A 7,331-nucleotide genomic window follows, 5' to 3' on the forward strand; every position below is an offset into this window, starting at 1 on the left:
AAACACCCCAAGCACCCAATCTATATGAACACACCCCGTATTTACGTAGCCGGCCACCGAGGCATGGTGGGCTCGGCCATTGTGCGTAACCTGTTGGCGCATGGCCACCCAGCCAGCCACATCATCACCCGCACCCACTCCGAGCTGAACCTGACCCAACAGGCCGATGTGCGCGCCTTTTTTGCCGCTGAAAAGCCCGACCAAGTGTATTTGGCCGCTGCCAAGGTGGGTGGCATTCACGCCAACAACACCTACCCTGCCGACTTCATCTACCAAAACCTGATGATGCAGGCCAACGTGATCGATGCTGCATTCCACAGTGGCGTTAAGAAACTTCTTTTTTTAGGCTCCAGCTGCATCTACCCCAAGCTGGCCCCGCAACCCATGGCCGAAAATGCCCTGCTCACTGGCCTGCTGGAGCCCACCAACGAACCCTACGCCGTGGCCAAAATCGCAGGCATCAAGCTTTGCGAAAGCTACAACCGCCAGTTTGGTGTCAGCCACGGGGTGGACTACCGCAGCGTCATGCCCACCAATCTGTATGGCCCGGGCGACAACTACCACCCCGAAAACAGCCATGTCATCCCCGCGCTGATCCGCCGCTTTCACCAAGCCAAAATGCAAGCCGCGCCCGAAGTGGCCATCTGGGGCACCGGCACGCCCAGACGCGAATTTTTGTATGTGGACGACATGGCCGCCGCCAGCGTGCATGTGATGAACCTGCCCGCTGCCACCTACCAGCAACACACACAACCCATGCTCAGCCACATCAACGTGGGCTATGGCGAAGACATGAGCATTGCCGAGCTGGCCCACAGTGTGGCGCGCACTGTGGGCTACACCGGGCATATCACCTTTGACACCACCAAACCCGACGGCGCACCCCGCAAACTCATGGACAGCAGCCGTCTGCACAGCCTGGGCTGGCAACCCCAGGTTGACCTTCCCACCGGCCTGGCTCTTGCTTACCAAGACTTTCTGAAACAAGAGCCCCGCATGGCCTAACCACCTTCAGCCCTTGCCCCCACAGCCCAGCCATGCAAAAATCAAGCTAGCTATTTTAATCTGAGCCTAGCCATGATCAGCATTCCCCTTGCCCAAGCCAAAAACCAATTGTCTGAACTTATCTGCCGCGTGGAGCGCGGCGAAACCGTGGCCGTCACCCGGCGCGGCAAGCCTGTGGTGCAACTCGTGATGTACGACACCCAAGCGCCCAGCCAGCAATCTGAGCAGGTGCAACAAGTTTTTGCCAACCTGCGCCAACTGCGCAGCAGTCTGGCGCTGGAAGGCAACCTCAAAACCATCGCACGCGAGGGACTGGCGTGACGTCATTCGTGCTGGACAACTCTGTGGTCTGCGGCTGGCTGCTGGAAAGCCATTGCACACCCTACAGCGAAGCTGTCGCCCAACGTCTGCGAACCAGCCGCGCCATGGCGCCGGCCCTGCTGCCGATGGAATACACCAACGTGCTGCGCACTGCCTGCAAAAGGCAAAACCTTGTTGCCGCGCAGGCCCAACACATGCTGGCCTTGCTCGCCCAGTTGCCGATTGATATAGACACCACAGCGCCCAACCCCGCACAGGTGTTTGACTTGGCTTTGCGCCACGACCTCACCAGCTACGGCGCACTTTACCTTGACCTTGCCCTGCGCCGCAGCCTGCCCATCGCCACCCAAGACCGCGCCCTTGCCAACGCAGCCCTTGCAGCTGGGGTTGGCCTAGTGAGCGCCTAACCATCAACCCAACCACAATAAACCATGACCCCAACGAACAGCACCACCCCAGAAACCAACACCCAGCCCAAAGTCGCCCTCATCACCGGCGTCACAGGCCAAGACGGTTCGTACTTGGCCGAGTTTTTGTTGGAAAAGGGCTATACCGTGCACGGCATCAAACGCCGGGGCAGCTTGTTTAACACTCAGCGGGTGGACCATATTTATCAAGACCCTCATATAGACAATGCTCGCTTTAAGCTGCATTACGGCGATTTGAGCGACACCAGCAACCTGGTGCGCATCATCCAGGAAACCCAGCCCGACGAAATTTACAACCTGGGCGCCATGAGCCATGTGGCCGTGAGCTTTGAAAGCCCTGAATACACCGCCGATGTGGACGGCCTGGGCACGCTGCGCATCCTGGAAGCCATCCGCATATTGGGCTTGGAGAAGAAAACCCGCTTTTACCAAGCCAGCACCAGCGAACTCTATGGCCTGGTGCAAGAAATTCCACAAAAAGAAACCACACCTTTTTACCCCCGCAGCCCCTACGCCGTTGCCAAGCTCTACGCCTACTGGATCGTCGTCAACTACCGCGAGGCCTACGGCATGTATGCCTGCAACGGCGTCCTGTTCAACCACGAGAGCCCGCGCCGTGGTGAAACCTTTGTCACCCGCAAAATCACCCGCGGCCTGGCCAACATTGCCCAGGGTCTGGAACCTTGCCTTTACATGGGTAACATGGATGCTCTGCGGGACTGGGGCCACGCCAAGGACTATGTGCGCATGCAGTGGATGATGCTGCAGCAAGAACAAGCTGAGGACTTTGTGATTGCCACCGGCGTGCAATACAGTGTGCGCCACTTCATTCAATGGTCAGCCCAAGAACTGGGCGTAACGCTGCGCTTTGAGGGCCACGGCGTTGAAGAACGCGGCGTGGTGGACAGCATCACCGGCGACAACGCACCCGCCCTGAAGGTGGGCGACGTCATCGTGAAAATTGACCCCCGCTACTTCCGCCCCACCGAAGTGGAAACCCTGCTGGGCGACCCCACCAAAGCCAAAGAAAAACTGGGATGGGTGCCTGAGATTACGGTGCAAGAGATGTGCGCCGAAATGGTGGCCAGCGATCTTGCGCAAGCCAAACAACATGCCCTGCTCAAGCAGCATGGCTATAACGTTAATGTCAGTGTGGAGTAAAAATGAAAGCCGTCATTCTTGCAGGTGGATTGGGAACACGCATTTCTGAAGAAACCACCACCCGGCCCAAGCCCATGATCGAAATTGGCGGCAAGCCCATTTTGTGGCACATCCTGAAGACCTATTCCCACCACGGCATCAACGACTTCGTCATTTGCTGCGGCTACAAGGGCTACGTCATCAAAGAATATTTTGCCAACTACTTTTTGCACATGTCCGATGTCACCTTTGACATGGTGAACAACAACATGGAAGTGCACCACCGCAAGGCCGAACCCTGGCGCGTCACCCTGGTGGACACCGGCGAAGACACCATGACCGGCGGGCGCCTCAAGCGCGTGGCCGACTATGTGAAAGACGAAGAAGCCTTTTGCTTCACCTATGGCGACGGCGTGAGCGATGTGAACATCACCGAACTCATCGCCTTTCACCGCGCCCAAAACGTCAAAGCCACCCTGACCGGCACCATTCCCCCGGGCCGCTTTGGTGCTTTGGACTTGCAAGGCAACAAAGTCAACAGCTTCATGGAAAAGCCCAAAGGCGATGGCGCCATGATCAACGGCGGCTTCTTTGTGCTGTCGCCCCAAGTCATTGACTACATCACCGACGACACCACCACCTGGGAACGCGAACCCCTGGAACAGCTGGCCCAAGAAGGCAACTTGGCCGCATTCCCGCACCATGGCTTTTGGCAACCCATGGACACCCTGCGCGACAAAATCCAACTCGAAGAGATGTGGCAATCCGGCAAAGCACCCTGGAAGGTGTGGGCATGAGCACCGTCAACCCCAGCTTCTGGCAAGGCAAGCGCGTGCTGCTGACCGGCCACACCGGCTTCAAAGGCAGCTGGATGTCGCTCTGGCTGCAGTCCCTGGGTGTGAAACTGGTGGGCTATGCCCTTGCGCCCCCCACCCAACCCAGCCTGTTTGAAACAGCCCATGTGGCCAGCGGCATGACCAGCGTCATAGGCGACATTCGCGACCTGGCCCACCTGCAAGCCGTGTTCGCAGAGCACCAGCCCGACATCATCATCCACATGGCCGCGCAACCGCTGGTGCGCTATTCGTACCAAAACCCGGTCGAAACGTATTCCACCAACGTCATGGGCACCGTGCACCTGCTTGAAGCGGTGCGCCACACGCCCAGCGTGAAAGCCGTGGTGAACATCACCACCGACAAATGCTACGAAAACCGCGAATGGGTGTGGGGCTACCGTGAAAACGAGCCCATGGGCGGCTTCGACCCCTACAGCAACAGCAAAGGCTGCGCCGAACTGGTCAGCGCCGCTTACCGCTCGTCCTACTTCAACGCCAACAACTACGCCCAACACGGCGTAGCCACCGCAACCGTACGCGCCGGCAACGTCATTGGCGGTGGCGACTGGGCGCAAGACCGGCTGATTCCAGACATTTTGGCCAGCTTTGAGCAAGGCAAACCCGTTCACATACGCAACCCACACGCCACCCGCCCGTGGCAACACGTGATGGAGCCCCTGCGCGGCTACCTGATGCTGGCCGAGCGCTTGGTTGAACACGGCCCCGACTGCGCCGAAGCCTGGAACTTTGGCCCACACGACGACGACGCCAAACCCGTCGGCTGGATCGTGGAACAAATGGCCGCGCTGTGGGGTGAAGGTGCCCAATGGCAAATTGACACTGGCGAACACCCACACGAAGCCCACTACCTGAAGCTCGACATATCCAAAGCCCGCAGCCGCCTGAATTGGCACCCAGCCCTGCGCCTGAACGACGCCTTGAAGCTGATCACCGAATGGTCGGTGCAGCGACGCAACGGCGCCGACATGCGAGCGATCACACTGGGCCAAATCCACGCTTACCAAGCCATGGCTCAAAATTAATCAAAAAGCCCTCTCAGCCGCCATCTCGCATTCCTATTCATTCTGAACACCACCATGCAAAACGCCAAATCCGAAGCCATTCGCAGCCAAATAGCCCAACTCGTTGAAGAATACGCAGCCATCACCCTGGCACCGGAAACCTTCTTCCCCGGTGTCAGTCTCGTGCCGCCTTCGGGCAAGCAACTCGACGCCGCTGAACTCAAAAACATGGTGGATGCTGGCCTGGACGGCTGGCTGACCTCAGGCCGCTTCAACAGCGAGTTCGAGAAAAAACTGGCCGCCTTCATCGGCATCAAGCACCTGATCACCGTCAACTCGGGCTCGTCGGCCAACCTGGTGGCCTTCAGCACCCTCACATCGCCCAAGCTGGGTGAGCGCGCCATTAAAAAAGGCGACGAAGTCATTGGCGTGGCCGCAGGTTTCCCCACCACCGTCAACCCCATTTTGCAGTTTGGCGCCGTGCCGGTTTTTGTGGATGTGGACCGCATCACCCACAACATTGACGCCAGCAAAATCGAAGCCGCCATCGGCCCCAAAACCAAGGCCATCATGCTGGCACACAGCTTGGGCAACCCGTTCAACCTGGACGTGGTTACCGCGCTGTGCAAAAAATACAACTTGTGGCTAGTTGAAGACTGCTGCGACGCACTGGGCACCACCTACCGAGGCCAAATGGTGGGCACCTTTGGCGACATTGCCACCCTCAGCTTTTACCCCGCGCACCACATCACCATGGGCGAGGGCGGCGCGGTGTTCACCAAACACGATGAATTAAAAACCATTGCCGAAAGCTTTCGTGACTGGGGCCGCGACTGCTACTGCGCACCCGGCAAAGACAACACCTGCGGCAAACGCTTTTGCCAACAGCTGGGCGATTTGCCCGAAGGTTACGACCACAAATACACCTACAGCCACCTGGGCTACAACCTGAAAATTACCGACATGCAAGCCGCCTGCGGCTTGGCGCAACTGGACAAAGCCGCGCAATTTATTCAAGCCCGCAAAGACAACTTTGCCTTTTTGAAAGAGCGCCTGAAAGACTGCGCCGAATTTGTTCACCTGCCCGAAGCCACCGAGCATTCAGACCCCTCGTGGTTCGGTTTCCCCATTACCCTGAAAGAAAACTGCCCCGTCACCCGGCTGGACCTGTTGACCTACCTGGACCAAAACAAAGTGGGCACCCGCCTGCTGTTTGCTGGCAACCTGACCCGCCAGCCCTACATGGCCGGTGCCCACTACCGCATCAGCGGCGACCTGACCAACACCGACAACGTGATGAACAACACGTTTTGGATTGGGGTTCAACCTGCGCTCACCCGCGAAATGCTGGAATTTGCTGCGCAGAAAATTGAAAGTTATTTGGGTGTGAATTTTTAAAAACAACTCTTCAATTAAACCCGCCATGAACCCAAAAGCGTTGATCACGGGAGCCACTGGTTATGTTGGCTCCAAACTCAGCCAGCGGCTGTTGGCCAATGGCTGGCAGGTTGATGTGCTGGTTCGTACAGCAGGCAGGCCACTGCCTGAATCGTTGGCCCACTTGGTAGGTCAACACACCTACGACGGCAGCGCACAAAGCGCACTGGACGCTGTGGCCGCCACCAAGCCAGACGTGGTTTTTCACTTGGCCTCCATGGTTATCGCCGAACACAATAGCGATCAAATAACAGACCTGATCAACAGCAACCTGTTGTTTGGCACACATCTGGCCGAAGCCTGTGTTCGCAACGGTGTGCTGCGGTTCATCAACACCGGCACCTATTGGCAGCACTACCGCAGCGAGGGATACGACCCGGTGTGCCTTTACGCCGCCACCAAACAAGCCTTTGAAGACATCTTGGATTTTTACGCCGATGCCTTTGGGCTGCGGGTTATCACGCTCAAACTGTTTGACACGTATGGCCCAGACGATCCACGGCCCAAGCTGGTCAATTTGCTGGTGAAAGCCCTGCACAGCGGCGAAGCGCTCGGCATGTCGCCAGGTGAACAGGTGCTGGACCTTGTACACATAGACGATGTCACAAACGCCTTTCTAGTGGGTGCCCAACAGCTGCTGAACGGCACTGCGTACACACCCCACAAGCGGTACGCCGTATCGTCAGGCGCACCGCTGTCTGTGCGCCAGCTGGTTGCCCTGATGGAGCAGGTCAGCGGAAAAACCATTCAGGTGACTTTTGGTGTAAGGCCTTACCGCAGCCGCGAAGTGATGATGCCTTGGCAGGGTGGTTTTTTATTGCCAGGGTGGGTATCAAAAAAAAATTTATTGACGGAGCTTCCAAAACTATTTGGCCATAGAAATTGATAATATAACCCTTCTTACTTTTAAAGCGCCTTGATTTATTGATTCATATAGATAATTCTGCAGTCAAATTAATAGGCGGTTACACATTTAGGGAAACTCAGCAAAACCCCTCCCAAGGTATGGCAGACGTAAGCCCAGTGCAGCACACTCAGTGACCATGAAACAAAGCAGCTTTGACCTGAACCTGAGCACGCGGCGCACCCGCAAACAGGCGTTTTTGCAGCAGATGGACACCGTGGTTCCCTGGGCTGCTTTG

The 7,331-nt window shown here is 57.2% G+C and carries 8 protein-coding genes and 1 pseudogene; all 9 read left to right on the forward strand.

Annotated elements, in window-relative coordinates; translation table 11 throughout:
- Nucleotides 1-24: 24 nt before the first annotated feature.
- A complete protein-coding gene (locus tag Q7J58_RS01540) occupies nucleotides 25-1,005 on the forward strand; it encodes a GDP-L-fucose synthase (RefSeq protein ID WP_304822427.1) in 981 nt (326 codons plus the stop codon).
- Nucleotides 1,006-1,077: 72 nt separating this feature from the next.
- Entirely contained in the window at nucleotides 1,078-1,326 is a 249-nt protein-coding gene (locus Q7J58_RS01545) for a type II toxin-antitoxin system prevent-host-death family antitoxin (RefSeq protein ID WP_304822430.1), read from the forward strand.
- Nucleotides 1,323-1,733 carry a type II toxin-antitoxin system VapC family toxin gene (locus Q7J58_RS01550; RefSeq protein WP_304822433.1) on the forward strand — a complete coding sequence of 137 codons (411 nt, stop codon included), beginning with the start codon at nucleotides 1,323-1,325 and terminating at the stop codon, nucleotides 1,731-1,733. The genes Q7J58_RS01545 and Q7J58_RS01550 overlap by 4 nt, the downstream gene beginning before the upstream one ends.
- A gap of 24 nt (nucleotides 1,734-1,757) precedes the next feature.
- Entirely contained in the window at nucleotides 1,758-2,915 is a 1,158-nt protein-coding gene (gene gmd, locus Q7J58_RS01555) for a GDP-mannose 4,6-dehydratase (RefSeq protein WP_304822436.1), read from the forward strand.
- Between the two features lie 2 nt (nucleotides 2,916-2,917).
- Complete coding sequence (gene rfbF, locus Q7J58_RS01560) at nucleotides 2,918-3,691, forward strand: glucose-1-phosphate cytidylyltransferase (RefSeq protein WP_304822438.1); 774 nt, start codon at nucleotides 2,918-2,920, stop codon at nucleotides 3,689-3,691.
- Nucleotides 3,688-4,773, forward strand: a complete 1,086-nt coding sequence (rfbG, locus tag Q7J58_RS01565; RefSeq protein WP_304822440.1) for a CDP-glucose 4,6-dehydratase — start codon at nucleotides 3,688-3,690, stop codon at nucleotides 4,771-4,773. Before rfbF ends, rfbG begins: the two co-directional genes overlap by 4 nt.
- Before the next feature lie 54 nt (nucleotides 4,774-4,827).
- Nucleotides 4,828-6,150, forward strand: a complete 1,323-nt coding sequence (gene rfbH / locus Q7J58_RS01570) for a lipopolysaccharide biosynthesis protein RfbH (protein ID WP_304822443.1) — start codon at nucleotides 4,828-4,830, stop codon at nucleotides 6,148-6,150.
- 25 nt (nucleotides 6,151-6,175) lie between these two features.
- The gene (locus Q7J58_RS01575) at nucleotides 6,176-7,075 is read left to right on the forward strand and encodes an NAD(P)-dependent oxidoreductase (protein WP_304822446.1); all 900 of its coding nucleotides are present in this window, start codon (nucleotides 6,176-6,178) and stop codon (nucleotides 7,073-7,075) included.
- Between the two features lie 157 nt (nucleotides 7,076-7,232).
- Nucleotides 7,233-7,331 (forward strand): annotated as a pseudogene (locus Q7J58_RS01580) (IS5/IS1182 family transposase); the annotation flags it as partial.

The sequence above is a fragment of the Hydrogenophaga sp. genome (genome assembly GCF_030656115.1).
Lineage (GTDB): Bacteria > Pseudomonadota > Gammaproteobacteria > Burkholderiales > Burkholderiaceae_C > Hydrogenophaga.

Excerpts from the sequence above, each read along its gene's own strand:
- Q7J58_RS01540 (WP_304822427.1), top strand. The coding sequence starts at position 25 with ATGAACACACCCCGTATTTACGTAGCCGGCCACCGAGGCATGGTGGGC.
- Q7J58_RS01545 (WP_304822430.1), top strand. The coding sequence starts at position 1,078 with ATGATCAGCATTCCCCTTGCCCAAGCCAAAAACCAATTGTCTGAACTT.
- gmd (WP_304822436.1), top strand. The coding sequence starts at position 1,758 with ATGACCCCAACGAACAGCACCACCCCAGAAACCAACACCCAGCCCAAA.
- rfbF (WP_304822438.1), top strand. The coding sequence starts at position 2,918 with ATGAAAGCCGTCATTCTTGCAGGTGGATTGGGAACACGCATTTCTGAA.
- rfbG (WP_304822440.1), top strand. The coding sequence starts at position 3,688 with ATGAGCACCGTCAACCCCAGCTTCTGGCAAGGCAAGCGCGTGCTGCTG.
- rfbH (WP_304822443.1), top strand. The coding sequence starts at position 4,828 with ATGCAAAACGCCAAATCCGAAGCCATTCGCAGCCAAATAGCCCAACTC.
- Q7J58_RS01575 (WP_304822446.1), top strand. The coding sequence starts at position 6,176 with ATGAACCCAAAAGCGTTGATCACGGGAGCCACTGGTTATGTTGGCTCC.